Annotated in this window: 15 protein-coding genes and 1 pseudogene; 15 read left to right on the top strand and 1 reads right to left on the bottom strand. The window is 60.0% G+C overall.

Annotation, left to right across the window (positions count from 1 at the left end; translation table 11 throughout):
• Window positions 1-375: pseudogene (locus AP428_RS25505) on the bottom strand (transposase); the annotation flags it as partial.
• A gap of 582 nt (window positions 376-957) precedes the next feature.
• Here AP428_RS25505 and AP428_RS35850 point away from each other — a divergent pair.
• The 15 genes from AP428_RS35850 (at window position 958) to AP428_RS25435 (ending at window position 16,280) form a co-directional block, all read left to right on the top strand.
• A complete protein-coding gene (locus AP428_RS35850; RefSeq protein WP_011548479.1) occupies window positions 958-1,605 on the top strand; it encodes a lytic transglycosylase domain-containing protein in 648 nt (215 codons plus the stop codon).
• Between the two features lie 24 nt (window positions 1,606-1,629).
• On the top strand, window positions 1,630-1,983 hold the full coding sequence (locus tag AP428_RS25500; protein ID WP_041489429.1) for a TrbC/VirB2 family protein: 354 nt from the start codon (window positions 1,630-1,632) through the stop codon (window positions 1,981-1,983).
• A gap of 19 nt (window positions 1,984-2,002) precedes the next feature.
• Window positions 2,003-2,323: a type IV secretion system protein VirB3 gene (locus AP428_RS25495; protein ID WP_011694467.1), complete on the top strand. Its 321-nt coding sequence runs from the start codon at window positions 2,003-2,005 to the stop codon at window positions 2,321-2,323.
• A 1-nt stretch (window position 2,324) separates the two neighbouring features.
• Window positions 2,325-4,805 carry a VirB4 family type IV secretion/conjugal transfer ATPase gene (locus tag AP428_RS25490; RefSeq protein ID WP_011548476.1) on the top strand — a complete coding sequence of 827 codons (2,481 nt, stop codon included), beginning with the start codon at window positions 2,325-2,327 and terminating at the stop codon, window positions 4,803-4,805.
• A complete protein-coding gene (locus AP428_RS25485; RefSeq protein ID WP_011548475.1) occupies window positions 4,802-5,953 on the top strand; it encodes a type IV secretion system protein in 1,152 nt (383 codons plus the stop codon). Before AP428_RS25490 ends, AP428_RS25485 begins: the two co-directional genes overlap by 4 nt.
• Window positions 5,954-5,968: 15 nt before the next feature.
• Window positions 5,969-6,676 (top strand): P-type DNA transfer protein VirB5, encoded by a 708-nt coding sequence (gene virB5, locus AP428_RS25480; RefSeq protein WP_011694468.1) that lies wholly within the window; start codon window positions 5,969-5,971, stop codon window positions 6,674-6,676.
• A gap of 181 nt (window positions 6,677-6,857) precedes the next feature.
• Window positions 6,858-7,562 (top strand): virB8 family protein, encoded by a 705-nt coding sequence (locus tag AP428_RS25475; protein ID WP_011548474.1) that lies wholly within the window; start codon window positions 6,858-6,860, stop codon window positions 7,560-7,562.
• Window positions 7,559-8,383, top strand: a complete 825-nt coding sequence (locus AP428_RS25470; RefSeq protein WP_011548473.1) for a TrbG/VirB9 family P-type conjugative transfer protein — start codon at window positions 7,559-7,561, stop codon at window positions 8,381-8,383. Before AP428_RS25475 ends, AP428_RS25470 begins: the two co-directional genes overlap by 4 nt.
• Complete coding sequence (gene virB10 / locus AP428_RS25465) at window positions 8,376-9,599, top strand: type IV secretion system protein VirB10 (protein WP_011548472.1); 1,224 nt, start codon at window positions 8,376-8,378, stop codon at window positions 9,597-9,599. The genes AP428_RS25470 and virB10 overlap by 8 nt, the downstream gene beginning before the upstream one ends.
• Entirely contained in the window at window positions 9,596-10,747 is a 1,152-nt protein-coding gene (gene virB11, locus AP428_RS25460; protein ID WP_041489428.1) for a P-type DNA transfer ATPase VirB11, read from the top strand. Before virB10 ends, virB11 begins: the two co-directional genes overlap by 4 nt.
• On the top strand, window positions 10,740-11,114 hold the full coding sequence (locus AP428_RS25455) for a hypothetical protein (protein ID WP_226292393.1): 375 nt from the start codon (window positions 10,740-10,742) through the stop codon (window positions 11,112-11,114). The genes virB11 and AP428_RS25455 overlap by 8 nt, the downstream gene beginning before the upstream one ends.
• Entirely contained in the window at window positions 11,111-12,823 is a 1,713-nt protein-coding gene (locus AP428_RS25450) for a type IV secretory system conjugative DNA transfer family protein (protein WP_011694469.1), read from the top strand. The genes AP428_RS25455 and AP428_RS25450 overlap by 4 nt, the downstream gene beginning before the upstream one ends.
• Window positions 12,820-14,667 (top strand): PriCT-2 domain-containing protein, encoded by a 1,848-nt coding sequence (locus tag AP428_RS25445; RefSeq protein ID WP_011694470.1) that lies wholly within the window; start codon window positions 12,820-12,822, stop codon window positions 14,665-14,667. Before AP428_RS25450 ends, AP428_RS25445 begins: the two co-directional genes overlap by 4 nt.
• A 74-nt stretch (window positions 14,668-14,741) precedes the next feature.
• Complete coding sequence (locus AP428_RS25440) at window positions 14,742-15,755, top strand: LPD7 domain-containing protein (RefSeq protein WP_172593273.1); 1,014 nt, start codon at window positions 14,742-14,744, stop codon at window positions 15,753-15,755.
• Between the two features lie 90 nt (window positions 15,756-15,845).
• Entirely contained in the window at window positions 15,846-16,280 is a 435-nt protein-coding gene (locus AP428_RS25435) for a hypothetical protein (protein WP_226292391.1), read from the top strand.

The following is a 16,280-nucleotide window of genomic DNA, read 5'->3' as shown; positions in this document are numbered from 1 at the left end:
AGACCGTCTTCATCGGTCGCCCCCCGGCAGCAAGGGCGAGCGCGCAATCAGGTTTTTTGAACGGCCCCATTCCACGGCTTCTTTCAGGATTTCGACCTCCAGCGTCTTCTTCCCAAGTAGCCGTTGCAGTTCCTTGATTTCCTTGATGGCGGCGGCCAGCTCAGATGCCGGCACAACGGTTTCGCCTGCCTTCACCGCCGCCAGACTGCCTTCCTGGTATTGCTTGCGCCAGCCGAACACTTGGTTGGCGTTGACGCCGTGCCGACGTGCAACGGCCGACACCGACGCTCCCGGCTCCAATGTTTCCTGCACGATGGCGATTTTTTCTTGCGCCGTGCGCCGACGACGGCGCTCCGGCTCGGTCAGAATTTCGATGCTTTCCACGTAATGACTAGGCTTACTGATAGGCACAAGACTATCCCTTATTTTAAGAGAGTCCTCGTGTCCTCAGATACGTGGGGTCGCTCCACCCTGATAGTGCCGGGACCGGGCACAGGCCCGCGCATTGTTGGTGTTTGTGGACAATGCGACGAGCCGGTTCGGATGCGGTACTTCACGCAAACTGAATCGACCTTCAGCTGTTTCGGAGCGACGTGAGCAGGCATCGAGCGGCGCGGCAAACCGGGGTCGGCCACTGACACGGTTCAACGGACAGGCAAACGTTTGAGTCGAACTGATCTCAATCGGCGATACAGAGCCAACCCGACGGGAAAACCCGTCTACAAGACGGGTTTGGGTCAGTGCTTACCGGCTGCTTGAATACCCTCGTGTTCCCGCCATCGTTTGCGCGGGTCCGACAGCGAGGGGGCAGATCATGCGCGTGAACGACAATATGGACCAGATACCGGTGCGCGGCCGAGCCGAGAGTGCGACTGTCATTCGGACGGCCGGTACGCCCGTATTGATGATATGTCGACGCGATAATATCAGCGCGCGCCGCACGAGCGGAGATGGGCGATGACCACGCAAGACTTCGTGGCGATGGCTCAGCAGTGTGCGCCTGCCGTCGCCCCGCAGACGTTGGCTGCCATTGTACGAATCGAATCGGGATTCAATCCCTACGCTATCGGTGTTGTCCATGGCCGTTTGGTGAGACAGCCTCGGCGCGAGGACGAAGCGATCGCCACGGTCAAGGCATTGCAAGCGGCGGGGTGGAACTACAGCGCCGGCCTCGCGCAAATCAATCGCGACAACTGGTCTCGTTACGGATTGACCGCGAGGACCGTCTGCGACGTCTGTCGGAACCTGAGCGTTGGTGCGGCTATTCTTCGGGCATGTTTTCGGCGGGCTCGCCCTATTCATGCCCATCCACAAGAGGCGTTGCGCGCTGCGCTGTCGTGCTATGCGAGCGGGAATTTCGTAACCGGTTTTCGCGTCGGATATGTGCGACGGATTACGGAAGCAGCGGCGTCGGGCGACACTTTCGTTCCTGCGCTGACGTCATCTGCAACGCCGATTCCGGTGATACGCGACCGTGTGACTGGGTCTAGGGCTGAGAGCCGCGGGCGCTCGACTCCTGTGTCTCCTCCATCCTCGAACCCGAACGACGATACAGCGCGAAGCCAAAATAACGGTGGAGTCGAAGGCAGTGCCGTTATTTTCTGAGCAAGGAAGGTGGAATTCGGCTGGATGGAGTGCATTATGAAATCTGTATTCCTAATTAGCATAAGCGACGTGAGACTGAGAAAAACGTGTGTTGCGTGGATCTCGTCGAATTGGCGCCGCATTGCAGTGCTCGGCGTGCTCGTCATGGCAACCCCTCCGGCATCTGCACAACTCAGTCAGGTCAATACCTTGCTGATCACTATTCAGAACACGTTGCTCGGTGTGGGCGGGGTGGTGTGTTCGATTTCCATCATCTGGGCCGGCTTCAAAATGATGTTTCAGCACGCCCGGTTTGGCGATATCGCGCATGTTTTCGTCGGTGGCCTTTTCGTTGGCTGCGCAACGGTCATTGCTGGCATGTTGATTCCGACGGCCTAACGTGAACACGGAGCTGATTGTGAACACACTCTCCGACCCCGTATTCAAAGGCTGCACGCGGCCAGCGATGCTATGGGGCGTTCCACTTGTACCGCTGTTGATGGTCGCTGGCGGCATGCTGATCCCGGCAATCTGGGTATTGATGGCGAGTGCGCCTTTGGGTGTCGCAATCGTACTGTTGATCGTTCCCGTGTTCGCGACGATGCGCATGATTACGCGTCAGGACGACCAACGTCTCGCTCAGCGCATGCTACGCGTGAAAATGAGACTGTGCCAGCGCAACCGGCGCTTCTGGGGCGCGCATGCCTATGCGCCGATCCGATTGAAGGCGCGAGGGTGACATGAGCACACCGTCGGCACACGCAACCCTCGTACCGCGCGAAGTGGTGCTCGCAGATTTCATCCCATTTTCGTCGCATGTCACGGACCGCGTGATTCGCACACGCGAGGGTGACTATATACAAATCTGGAAAATTCCCGGGATTGCATTCGAGACGGCCGATCCTGCCGATATTCTCGCGCGCCATGTCACCTTCAATCAGCTGGTGCGCAATCTGCCGGGTGGCCACGTCGCGCTATGGACGCATCGGCTGCGGCGGCGTACCGCGGACAGGTTCGAGACGACCTATCTCAACCGATTCTGTCAGGACTTAGCTGAGCGCTACTACGCGAGCTTTGCCGGTTACACGATGATGACCAACGAGCTCTACGTGAGCGCCGTATATCGTCCTCACCGGACGCGATTGGGGCGGCTGTTCAGCCGTGCAGCACGCCGTACAGTTGACGACATTCAGCGCGATCAGCAAGACGCATTGCGTGCGCTGGCCGATATCGCCGCGCAGATCGAGACTGGTCTCAAACCGTGGTCGCCATGCGCGCTCGGTGTGTATGAACGCCGCGATCCATTGACCAAGCGGCTCTGTCGCTATTCCGCCGCGCTCGAGATGCTTGGTTACCTAGTCAACGGAACGTGGGAGGCGGTACCGGTTGGATACGGTCGAATTTGCGACACGTTACCAACCTCGCGCCTGTTCTTCCACCGTGAGAAGCTCGAGATCCGCACACCTACGCGCACCCGCTATGCGGCGTTGCTCGACCTGAAGGACTATCCGGAGCAAACCGAGCCAGGCATGCTCAATGGATTGCTCTACGGCGACTTCGAGTACATCGAAACGCAAAGCTTTACCGTGCTTGACCGTCCCAGTGCCAAGGAGGCGCTCGAGCGCCAGCGCAACCAACTGATTGCGGGAGATGACGTTGCTGTCTCGCAAATCGAGGCAATGGATCAGGCCGCGAACGATCTCGTCAATGGCGATTTTGTTTTGGGCGAGTACCACTACACGTTGGCTGTGCTGGGAGATACCTTGGATGAGGTAGTGCGGCATGTCGCCCAAGCACGAACGAAGCTTGCAGACGCCGGCTTCCAGAGTGCGCTCATTGATCTGGTCGCCGATGCTGCGTGGTTCGCGCAGTGCCCCGGCAACTGGCGATACCGACCGCGAGAGGCGAAGCTCACATCACGCAACTTTTGCGCGATGGCCAGTTTGCATAATTTCGCGACTGGAAAGCGAGAGGGTAATCCGTGGGGCGAAGCTATCACGATTGTCAAAACGCCCAGCGGGCAACCGCTCTATCTGAATTTTCACGCGACGCCCGAGAAAGTCGACTCAAACGACGAGAAGGCGCTTGCCAACACGCAGATCATCGGCCGAGCCGGTGCAGGCAAGACTGTGCTTGAACTGTTTCTGCTCGCGATGGCAATGAAGTACGGTGTGATGGGCGTGCTCTTCGACAAGGACCGAGGAGCGGAAATCGGGATTCGCGCCATGGGTGGTCAATACACGGTATTTCACCGTGGTGAGCCCACCGGCATGAACCCGTTCCAGTTGGAGGCGGACGAGGCGACACACAGTTTTTGGATGCGTCTCGTGTGCAAGCTGGTCGACAACGGAGTACCGCTGTCCGCGAAGGATGAGCTCGATATCTCTCGCGCGATCCGGGAGGTTGCACGCATGGATCGATCGCTGCGTCGGTTGTCCATGGTCAGGCAACTGTTGCCAAACGTTGGAGATAACAGTCTTCATGCGCGGCTTGCCAAATGGTGCGCCGGCGGGCGCCTCGGGTGGGTGCTCGATAACCCGGTTGACCGGATTGATCTAGATGCGCACCGATTGTTCGGTTTTGACGACACAGAACTGCTCGACGATCCGGAGGTATGTGCGCCACTGACGATGGTGCTGCTGCATCTGACCGAACGCCTGATCGATGGGCGGCGTTTCATCTATGTGATGACCGAGTTCTGGAAGCGCCTGCGCGACCCGGTGTTCAGCGAGTTTGCCAACGACAAGCAAAAGACCATTCGCAAGCAAAACGGCCTAGGTATTTTCGATACCCAGTCCCCTGCGGATGTGCTTAGCAGTCCAATCTCTCGTGCGCTTGTAGAGCAGACGGCTACATTTTTCTTCCTCCCCAACCCGAGCGCAGACCACGATGATTATGTCCACGGTTTCAAGCTGACCGAAGCAGAATTCAACATTGTGAGACGCATGGGTGAGCACAGCCGGCTGTTCTTGGTCAAGCAGGGTCATCGTTCGGCAATCGGGCGACTCGATCTCTCGGGAATGGGCGACGTGCTCGATGTCCTGTCGGGCACGTCAGACAATGTTGCGTTGCTCAATACGATCCGGGCCAAGGTCGGGGACGACCCCGATGTGTGGTTGCCGCGCTTTCATGATGCCCTGACTGCTCGCCGGCGCCAGACGAGTGCGTTTCAAACCGCATTGTCGAGCACCGCTACACACGCGCAAGGTGGTGTTCTATGAATGGCCTCTTCAGCGCGGTGGGCGGTACGCTCGAAAATGGTATGCACACGTACGTAAGCGATGCATCGTCTGCGTTGTCGTCCGCGTTAGTACCCGCGGCTACCACGGGAGTGGTGATCTGGGTTCTCGCGTATGGCATGGCAGTGATTCGCGGAGAGGCACACGAGCCGGTGCCGGCATTTGCGTGGCGAGGTATGAAAGTCGTCATCACGCTCGCGTTTGCGCTAAGTGCGGGGCTGTACCAGTCCCAGGTCGTCAGTGCCGTGAGCGAGACGACAACCGGCGTCGCCCAGGCAATTCAGACAGCAGCCGTTCGTACCGGCGCAGGAAATGTTGGATGCGGGTCAGTTGAACAAGCGAGCGAGGCAAGCGAGCATGCTGTGGGCATTTACCGGACGCTCGATTGCTATGATCGGCAGCTTAACCTCGTGGTCGACGCCTATTTCGACAAAGCGACCCATGAAGGTCTGAGCATGAGCGGCATCGTCGCAGGTATCGGCGACCTCGCTTGTGGTCTGGTTGCCGCCTTCGGGGGCGCAATCTTTCTGATGGTGCTCGGCGTCGAAGTGATGATGGCACGCATGCTGCTCGACCTCGTACTTGCGCTGGGTCCCATATTCATTGTGTGTGGAGCATTTAGTCCTACTGTTAGATTTTTCGAAGCATGGACTGCCAAGCTCGTGAACTATGCGCTGTTGCAAGTGTTGGTTGCGGCTTTTCTTGGTCTCGCGCTCGCGGCGTTCTCGGCCAACCTCGCACCGTTTCAAGTAACGACTGCTGATCCGGACGCTTCTGCCGATGCGTTGGCCGCTGCCGCCCGTCAAGCACTTCAAGCAAGCGCCCCGTGGGCGGCGGCTTTCGGCATGTTTGTTACATCTATGCTACTGGCGACGATTGGGTGGCAATTGCCGGCCGTGGCTTCGGGGCTTGCGGGCGGTGCGACTGTCTCAGGCTTTGGAGCGTTTGTCGCCGGCTACGCATCCAGACAGGCGGCCGGTGCGATGGCCTTCGCACTGCGCAGTGCAAACCGAAACGCGTCTTCCGGCGGTCGAATATCTAGGCCTGGCGCATTGGTGAGCACCGCCTCGCCGCATCCTCCAGCCTATCAACGGGCTGCACGCGAGCAGCTTGACCGTGCGCACGACTGAACAGGAAGCGAAGCCATGAAGCGATACCTATTCACGCATGTACTGATGTGCGCCATTGTCGCGGGCTCGGCGTCGTTTATTGAGCCGGCGAAAGCGGAAATCTATTCGGTCTATGACGAAAAGAACGTCGCCCAGGCGATCGCGATGGTCGGGCAGCTCAAACAACAAGTGCAGCAGGAGATGGCGTTGTACCGCTCAATGAGCGGCGCGCGCGGCTTTGGTGCGTTGCTGGATAGACCGGGGGTGGTTAATGCGTTGCCGGGCAATTGGCAACGCGTGTATGCAGCGATTCGCGAGGGAGGGTATGCCGGGTTGACTGGTCCGGCCCAGGCGCTGCGTGCGCAAAGCAAGCTCTACGACTGTGAAGATCAGCATGGCATCGATCAGCGAATTTGTCAGCGTGCATTAAACAAGCCATTTCAGGATAAGGCACTTGGCCTGCAGGCATATCAGACCGAGCTTGCCGAACTCGACCGGATTGAACGTCTGATGCGGCATATCGATACGACACGGGATCCGAAGGGTATCGCGGAGCTGCAAGCACGAATCCAGTCGGAGAGTGTGGCAGTCGGCAACGAAATGACGAAGTTGCAGATGTTCAAGATGCTCGCGGAAACCGAGGATCGCTTGATTGCCGAGCAGCAGACTGAACTGCTTCTTAAGCGAGCGGGCAACACGCGGCGACTTCAGGATCAGATGGTGCCGATCACGTTTGGTCGATAAGGAGAACTGCAATGACGCGACGCCGGATGATATGCGTGCTTATCGGGCTGAGCATGTCGATGTCCGGATGCAACGGTGTGCCGTCCAGGCTCGTGCTACCCGATGGAGCTCACCGCGTACCGGTCAATCAGCAACTGCCGGTGCCTCCGGGGGCGAACCTGCGGCTGGATGGAGCTTGTCCGTGAACGATCAAAGCGATTATCGGCGTGCGCTTGATTTTGAGGCGTCGCTCACCGCATTGCAGGCATGCTCCGAACGTCGCGCATGGCAAGTGGCGTTTGCCGCCGTTATTGTTGCGATCGGTTCGGTAGCGGCGCTTGCCGTGATGATGCCGTTTTATCGCGTGGTGCCGTTGCCTATCGAGGTGAACAAGCTCACCGGCGAGGCGCAATTCATCGAGGTGCTCGACGCAAAACACGTGCCGCTGCGTGAGATCGAAGATAAGCACTGGGTCGAAGTCTATGTACGCACTCGCGAGCGCTACGACTGGGGACTGTTGCAAATGGATTATGACCGTGTCCTGGATATGAGCGACGAATCGGTCGCGCGCGCATATCGTCAAATCTATAGCGGTCCGAACGCGTTGGATCAGCAACTGGGCGCGTCAGTTCAATACCGCACCCGAATAGTGTCGACGACGCTCGTGCCCGACGAGCCGGGACATGCTGTCGTGCATCTCGAGCGAACGGTGCGCAAGAACGGCATCGATACCGGTGAGCCAGCAAAGCGCTTTGTGATTACGCTCGCCTTTACCTACCGCCCCACGGTGCTGGTGCGGGAACGTTCGGCCATCGAAAATCCATTCGGCTTCAAGGTGACGGCGTACAGCCGAGATGCGGAGGATACGCCACCTGCTCCACAGCCCGGTGCAGGAGCTGGCCGATGAAGACGCTCGCGACCATGGCGATCCTGTTGGCGTGCTTTGCGGCGCAAGCAGTCGACGCACACGTCATGCCGGACTGGACGCACGATGCCAGGGTGCGCAAAGTGCGTTATGTGCCGGACGAAGTCGTGCGCATTATCGCGCAGCGCGGCTTTGCCACCCACGTCGAGCTGGATCCGACCGAGCACATTCTTGTGGTTGCGCCAGGGGACCGCGACGGTTGGTATGTGGTAGCCAATCGGGGAGACCATGACGTTTATCTGAAGCCGAAACTCGCCGCTCATGACACGAATCTGATTGTCCGGACCGATCGGCGCAGCTACAGCTTTGATCTTCTCGTTCTGCCCCTGAAAGCACGCTTTGGCAACGCGCACGAGATGTACCGGGTAAGTTTCGTGTATCCGGACACCGCTGCGTCGGATGCGTCTATTGCCGCGCGCTTGGCGTGTTTGCAGAAACGGCTGTCTCAGCCGTCCGTCGTGCGTAACGCCGCGTACTCGATGCAGGTCATGCCACATGCAGAGGATATCGCACCGTCCGCAGTATGGGACGACGGTCGCTTTACGTACATTCGAATCCCCAACAATCGTCGTATACCCGCGATCTTCCGAATCGAGGACGATGACACCGAACGCGTGGTGGACAAGCACATAGACCGTGATGTGGTGGTCGTCCATGAGCTTGCTCGCCGACTCGTGTTGCGTCTGGGCGATGAGGCGGTTGGTTTGTGGAACGACGCATTCGACATTGATGGCGTCGCGCCGCGGCACGGTGTGACGGTCGACGGCGTGCGCCGCACGCTGCGGAGTCGCGAACATGACTGAGGACACTTCGCCCAACGGCGCAGCGACGGACGACAGGATCCGTCGCAACAGCTCGGCAGATATGGATACAGATACGGGATCCGAATCGTCTGTCATGCTCGATCGCGGCATGCCCAGCCTGGATGGGTTCGGGCGACGATCGTTCATCAACTGGCTAGTACCGCTCGCGATCATTGTCCTTGCGCTAATAGGCGCGGTCTGGACAGTTCATGGTGTGCTCGCTCACCGAGACGAGGCTGCGCGTGCGCGCCGCAGTGCGCTCCATGCGCGAGGCGCACACGAAAAGGTGTTCGACGAGGTGCCGGCACTTGCCGAGCCTGCATCGGCTGCTGCTATGCCTATACCGGCGCCAGCACCGGCCGCGGTACAGCCTGCGCCGTCCAGTGATCGTGCTGCTCCGTTACGCAGCTACTACGACGCGCCGTTGCTTGCCGTGGGGGCCAGCAATGGGCAAATGGCAGACGCGAGCGAGAGTGAGTCAGCTTCCCCCAGTATTTTTCCCGTACATGCGGACCAGCAGCCGTCGAATGCGACTGCCGATATGGCCGAGGAGCGGGCGAAACCCTTCTCACAGCCACTGTCTCAGGTGCTCACGCCGACGCGCATGCCAAAGGTGATGGCAGCGTTTATTGGCAACCGCAGTTTGCTACTCGCTCAGGGCACGAAGATCGATTGCGCGGGCGACACCGCGTTCGATTCCACCCAGGCGGGTATATCGACTTGCACGGTCGCACGTAATGTCTATTCCGACGACGGGCGCGTGGTGCTGATCGAGCGCGGCTCGCAAATTAATTGCGAATATCGCGCGAATCTTGCGCCTGGGCAACGACGTGTATTTATTCTGTCAGCACGAATTGCTACGCCGCACGGGGTAGCCGTACAGATCGATTCACCGGTAGCCGACGCGCTGGGCCGCATGGGTATGGATGGATCGATCGAGAATCACTGGGGCGCGCGCGTGGGCGCGGCGATGATGCTCGGACTGAGCCACGATGCGATCGGTTATCTGGCCACGCGCGGGGGCAATGGCAACGGCACGATTGTCTACCAGAACACACAGGCGCAAGGCAGCGACATGGCCACACGCGTACTCGATCAGACCATCAATATTGCCCCGACGCTCAAGCAACATCAGGGTACCGAGTTTACGATTGTCCTTGCTCGCGATCTGGACTTCAGCTCGGTTTATGCACTGGAGCCGGAGGGGGTGCGATGAAGGCATGCAAGGCAACACTTCAGCCACAAACCGATCGCGTAGCCGAGACAATATCGGTATTGCCCGATGATGCGTCGGTGACGGAGCTGATGCGTTCGTTCGCACCGTTGCTCGCCGACGAAGCGGTAACGGAGCTCGTAATCAACCGACCGCAGCGTATTCTGACAGAGACCCATCGGGGGTGGCAGGCACACGATTTACCGGAGCTTGATTTCGAACGACTCATGGCGTTCGCCGTGGCGATTGCCACATTGACGAATCAGGGCGTCTCGACCGAGCATCCGCTGCTTTCCGCGCTATTACCGGATAACGCGCGCCTCCAACTCGTGGTGCCGCCCGTGGTTCCGCCGCGGACGGTATCGATCACGATCAGGCGCCCGAGCGCGGATGAAAAGACGCTTGAGTGCCATCGTGCCGATGGCATGTTTGAGGACACGGTTTGGCGACACGTTGACGGTCTCGGCAAGACAGGCCTAGCGTTGCGCGGAGCCGATCGGATGCTCGTCGAGCGGCTCGAAGCGCGTGATTTTTCCGCCTTCTTTGAAAGCGCCGTGCGAGCACGCCGCAATATTGTCATTGTCGGCAGCACGGGCTCCGGCAAGACGAGCTTTATGCGCAGCTTGTGCCGATACCTGAGCGCAACCGAGCGCATCGTGACGATCGAAGACGTACGCGAGCTGTTCATTCGGCATCTCGAAAACTGCGTCCATCTCCTCTATAGCAAAGGCGCTCAGGGGCGCGCACACATAACGCCTGCAGATTTGATTGCCTGCGCCATGCGCATGCGTCCCGACCGGGTGTTGCTTGCCGAGCTCCGCGGGGCGGAAGCGTACGACTTCCTGAAGCTTTTGACCACCGGGCACGCCGGCTCGATGACGAGTTTTCATGCGTCCAGTGCGGGCATTGCCATCGAGCGTTTTGCGCTCATGGCGAAGGAGCATCCCGAGGCAGCCGCCTGGGACATTGCTTCGCTCAAGCGTGTGCTGCGCTTGACCATCGACGTGATCGCTCACATGGAGGCGCAGCCCGTATTGGACTCACACGGTGTGCAGGTCGGCAAACGCTGGGCGATGACCGAAGTCTGGTTCGACCCGCGCGAGAAGGCTGCCATCGAGTTTGACCCAACCGAGAGGTGCTGCGATGCATGACATGTCCGGGACGCTTGCTCCAGTGTGGCGTGTGACGATTCTTACGCTTGCCATCACGATCGGGATATACGTCGGATTGGCCGCAGCCGAATGGTTAGCCTCGTGCATGCTATATGCAAGCATGCACCGCAATCCCATTCGCGCAAGCTGGTCAACGTGGCTTGATGCATTAGTGGCATGGTACGACGGCCGTTTTCCGAATATGGGGAGACGTGTGGCCGGTGCGGGCCTCATGGGGTTGCTTGTCGCCTTCGGCGGCCCTGCGCTTGCCGTGTATACGTGGCTGGAACAAGCAGGCCGCAGACCCTTGTATGGCGACGCGCGCTTTGCGAACGATGCGGAGATTCGTCGGGCGGGGCTGTTATGAGACAGATTGCACCCGCGAAGTCTCAACCGACGCTTGTGGTGGGCCGTTGGCGTGGCCGCTATCTGCGCTTTGCCGGTCAGCAATTCGTGCTACTTGCCGCGCCCGCTCGTTCAGGAAAGGGCGTGGGGATTGTGATCCCGAATCTGCTGAGCTATTCCGACTCCGTGGTCGTGCTTGATATCAAACAGGAAAATTTTCGTCTCACGGCAGGCTTTCGGCGCGCGCACGGACAAGCCGTGTACCTGTTCAATCCGTTTGCAGAAGATGGCTGCACGCACCGCTACAACCCGTTGTCGGTCATTGCAGACGACATGTTTCGCGTCGGCGACATTCTGGCGATCGGTTATGTGTTGTATCCGGCCGGCGGGCATGACGAATTCTGGAAAGACCAGGCACGCAACCTTCTGTTGGGACTGGTCCTGCTGCTGTGCGATTTGCGTGAGGCGCGTCGTGCTGGCGCGAGCGGGGTGCCCGACTACCCGATCACAATGGGCGAGGTATTGCGGCAATCGTCGGGAAATGGTCAGCCGGTCAAAACCTACTTGAACCGGATGCTTATACAGCATCGACAGTACTTGAGCCGCGCCTGTATTGATGCACTGAATCGATTCCTCGCGAATGACGACAAGGTCCTGGCGAGCATTCTGGCCACTTTTAATGCGCCACTGACGATCTGGGCCAACCCGATTGTTGACGCGGCGACGAGCGCGAACGACTTTGATCTGCGAGACGTCAGACGCCGCAAGATGTCCGTATATCTTGGCGTGACGCCCGATCACTTAAGTGAGGCGGCGATACTGATGAATCTGATGTTCTCGCAGCTCGTGAATCTGAACACGAAGGAGTTGGCAGAGGACAATCCGGCATTGAAGTATCAATGCCTGCTGCTGCTCGACGAGATGACGGCAATCGGAAAAATCCAGATTATCGCGCGTGCGGTGGCCTATATGGCGGGCTACAACCTGCGCCTACTCTCGATCGTGCAGTCCGACTCGCAGCTCGAGTCTGTGTATGGCCGAGCTGACGCGAGGACCATTGTCACGAATCATGCGATGCAGATTCTTTTCGCCCCGCGCGAACAGAAGGACGCCAATGCCTACTCCGAGATGCTCGGCACGCGCACGGAGCGATCGCGCACCACGAGCCGATCGAATGGCATGTTCGGTGCGCGCGGCGGTGCGAGCGAGAGCTTTTCCGATCAACGTCGTGCGCTGATGTTGCCGCAGGAGATCAAGGAGCTCGCGCGCGACAAGGAAATCATTCTTCTCGAAAATACCAAGCCGATTTTGGCAGACCGGATCTGCTATTGGCGCGATCGTGCATTTACTTCACGGGTAATGGACGCGCCAGCGGTGCCTGCACTCGATCTCGTGAGATTTGGTGCACAAATCGAGCAGCGGCTGCGCGAACTGAGCGATGACGACGTCGATGAACAGACGGGCGAGCTGACGCATGTGCGAGCGGACTATCTGGAACTTGTACACGCCTGGGATCCGCGCGAGCTGCCGCAGGCGCTGGACAATGTCAGTTGCGAGGAGGCAGCCGCGTATGTGGATCGGCATTTCACGCTGCTGGGCGTGCCGGCCGAGGACGTAGCGCGCGCCGGACGTCGGTTGGCGCGCGGCGAAGATGGCATGACTGATACTGAGACGGGCGCGCGCAAGCGCGACCCGAGCCCCGTCGCCCGGGCAAGTGGTGGTGTTCAATGAGCGTTGCATATATCAGTGAGGCGGATCGAGTGCGCACTGCTTTGGCGACGATTCCGGCTGACGACTATACGACATGGGTCGACATGGCGTTCGCCGTGAAGCATGGGCTTGGCGAGGCAGGTTTTGAGCTGTGGGATGCATGGAGCCAGACCGCGCCGAATTACGATGCACGATCGGCGCGTGCGACATGGCGCTCGGCGAGCGAAAGTGGGGCGATTACGCTTGCGTCGCTGTTTTGGCTGGCCCGCGAGCATGGGTTCGATCTGGCCGGCTCGCGCGCGTTTGGCGATCGCGCGGCGCGGTCCGCGTCGGCGCATGCCCCCATTGTGGGCGCCGACGCCTCACTCGAGCGCAAGCGCCGGGCGCGCCGCGCCGCGGTCGCTCGGGATGCGCTGAGTATCTGGCGTTGGGCACGGCCGGTGGCACCTGACCATCCTTATCTGGTGCGCAAGCAGATTGCGCCGTTGCCTACCCTGCGCGAGCTTGAAGCAGAAGAGTTGCATGTGCTGCTCGGATACGCCCCGAAATCCAATGACGCCGCTCTCGTGGGACGTGTGTTGATCGTGCCTGTTCGTATCGGTCATCAGATTTCGACACTCGAGCTGATCGATTGCGAAGGGCGTAAATCATCGCTGGCAGGCGGTGCGAAGGCGGGAGGCTGGTGGTCGGTTACGCCCGAACAGTGTCGACGCGACGCGTGCTTGCCGGTGCTGATTGCAGAGGGCGTGGCGACTGCCGTGTCGGCATGGCAGGCGACAGGGTGGTACACGCTTGCGGCTTTGTCGAGCGGAAATTTATCCAAAGTGGCTACGGTATGGCGCGCGCAGCACCCGAAGGATGTGCTTGTGATTCTGGCCGATTTCGGTGCTGGATTTACGCATGCGGAGCATGCGGCGCGCGGTGCCCATGCACGACTGGTCGCTCCTAGGTTCGCATCAGGGGCGCATATTGCGGATCAATTGCCGACCGACTTTAACGATATGGCGGTGCTCGACGGAACGGAGGCGGTCGGCGAGCTGTTGCGGCGTGCGGTACTGGAGACGCCGACGCCTGCATCGGCTGACTCGAAGGCGAGCCGGACGCAAACCGAGGGTATGTCGTTTTACTTGACGGGAGACGCAGACATGGGATCGAGGAAGACGGACAACGGCACGGGGGCGGACGACGTGCGCCGGCACGCCGAGGCCGACCGCTCGGGCGGTGATTGCGCGTCGACGCAGCCATCTGGTACTCCGGAGGAAGGGAAACTGGCTTTCACCCACGAACCGGCGGCGAGCCCAGTCACCGAAACCACGGACGACGGGCAGCATTCGAACCAGGGGCCACGTCATGCGATGGGCGAACTCATATACGGGCTCGACGCCGTGCCCACGGAGGTCAAGATGGCGGCCGAGCGGCGGTTTGGGTCTGTACTGAGGATGTCCACACCACGAGAGAATGGAGGTCCCTATCGCGGGGAGGTGCTCAATACCGAGCATTTCCTTGTTCAAGAGGTGGCACCACGCAGCGTGGTGTTTCATGCGAAGGGAAAGATGACATTCGCGTCGGACCGGTTACGGTGGATGGACGAGCACCATCGCCTAAACGGCGCAGACGTACAGATCGTCTACGAAGGTGAGCGCGCGAAGCTCTACCCGTGGGACCGGGCCCGCGATCAGCTTGAGCGGGCGGTTGCCTCGCTGAAAAAATCTGCGCGGGAAATGGGGCTCGACGACATGGACGTGAAGCTCGATGCGCTGCGTGCAGCGTCATGGGCGCGCGTGAAAGCCGCACGTGCGGCCGCGCTCGCGCAAGCCAGGTCACGCGTGGACGGGCGTGGTGAGATCGATGACCCGCAGCGGTAGCGATTCGGTCATGCGCAATATGGACGGTGACGCCGCGCAGCTGAGCATTGCGCGACGCATAACCGGTGAGGTACATGATGGATGATACCCAGTCGCCGGCGCTTTTCGCACCCAGTGCGGACTTCGCCGTGAACGCCATCGAGCCTGAATGGACTGCGGACGTCGACATAGCGCGACGCCGTCCGTCGGACCACTTTCCGGCAAAACAATTCGGCTACCTCGCAATGCTTGCGCGTCGGCGCAGCGAGTTTGATGCGGCGCGCGCCCTGCTACGAGAGCAGGCTGGCGGCAGCCGCTTCGAGGCGGGGCGTGACGATGCAGGCACGGATGGTGTGTCCGATCCCGGCGCGATAAATTCGGTGCCGAAGTTCACGGAAATCGCCGACGCGCCAGAGCGAGTTAGGCGAAGCTACCTGCGCGCCGGCAGTCAATATTTCCTGAAGGAGGCCCCGTACCCGCTGGCGTTCGAGGATCGGGGGCGATATCTCGTCACGATGCAAACTCGTACAGACATTGTTGCTTCCATGATGGATATGGTGCAGGCGAAGGCGTGGACGCGCATTCGCGTGTCGGGGCACGACGCCTTTTGCCGCGAAGTATGGCTGCAGGCCGTTTCAATCGGTATTGAGGTAAGCGGGTACACACCGGAGCCTGCCGACCTGGCGCGTCTTTCTGAGTTGAACGCGCCCACGGAACACACACGCGATCGCGACTCCGAGCGTCCTGGGTTGCAGCCGCAAGCAGCGACGACTGCAACGCCTGAGGGGGCCCGCGACGAAAGTCCAGACCGTCCCATGGGCGCACCGGTGCGCCACTCGAGATCGCTGGACGATGAGATTCAGCTCGCCGTGATTGTGGCGGCTATGCGCGAGCAGGGTTTCAGTGATCGTTCGGTTAATCGTGTTAAGCGTCGCGCTGTGCGCATGCTCGACGCGCTTCACGCTGAGGGCGTCGAGCTTCCCCGACCTCGCGTGTTCGATCCGACGGCTCCTTCCGCGCGAGCGGAAAAGGACGAACCCCAGCAATCGTCTGCCCCGTCGCGAGAAATCAATCACGCGCCCGCCATGCCGTCACCTGGCGAACGGTAGACGAACATGGGATCGCGAAACCGAGCGCGCATTGCGGTCGAACTGGGTGCGCTAAAGCCTTTGTGGCAGGCACGATGTGCGCAGAACGGGGTGAGCGCCGGTGAGGGCATCAGGCGGCTCGTGGCCGAAGCACTGGACATTGCCCATGACCCGCCGGACACGGCCGCAATACTTTCGACGCCGAGCGAGCCGTTTGTACGGATCGGCGTGGGTCTGATGCCGGCCGAGTTGGAATGTATCAAAGGGCTGGCACATGTGCAGGGGTTCACCGCCAATCGATGGATTGCTGCGTTAATTCGCGCCCATCTGACCGGAGAACCGCAACTGGGAAATCGGGAGATGATGCTGCTTGCGGAATCGAATCGGCAGCTTGCTGCGATTCGTACGCGGCTGGGTGAGCTCGCGCGCAACACGGGCGAGGGCCACCACGTGCCCGAGTGGGAGCACGCGCGCGCCATGATCCTTACACATCTGCGTTTTGTCGCACAGTTGCTGCAAACCAACCTGGACCGATGGAGCCGTTGA

It is taken from the genome of Burkholderia sp. E168m22 (assembly GCF_001319805.1).
In the GTDB taxonomy this organism is placed as follows: Bacteria; Pseudomonadota; Gammaproteobacteria; order Burkholderiales; family Burkholderiaceae; genus Burkholderia; species Burkholderia orbicola.
The sequence above is the reverse complement of the archived record's forward strand: the minus strand, read 5'-3'. Positions and strand labels throughout refer to the sequence as shown.